A 231-nucleotide genomic window follows, 5' to 3' on the forward strand; every position below is an offset into this window, starting at 1 on the left:
CCAATAATGGGTCAAGGTTTTTTTTATAAAAACCTAACATTAATCTCTCCAAAACACGGTATTATTTCTGGTAAAAAAGTAATTGAAATTAAACTCAAAAACTTAACTTCTACTGATGTTGTTGGCTATCTATTTAAAGGGCAACGCTACGGTAAAAAATCAAATGTTACTTTTGATAATTCCAACTGAAGTTTTACCATCAATTTAGAAAAGAAACGGAAAAACGAATTG

Annotated in this window: 1 protein-coding gene; it reads left to right on the top strand. The window is 29.0% G+C overall.

The annotated features are described in order from the left end of the window. The coding region (locus ACEWL1_RS12260) for a hypothetical protein (protein WP_409233578.1) at nucleotides 1–189 on the top strand (189 nt) is incomplete at its 5' end. Nucleotides 190–231 lie beyond the last annotated feature (42 nt).

The sequence above is a fragment of the Polaribacter gochangensis genome (assembly GCF_046224025.1).
Taxonomy (GTDB): Bacteria; Bacteroidota; Bacteroidia; order Flavobacteriales; family Flavobacteriaceae; genus Polaribacter; species Polaribacter gochangensis.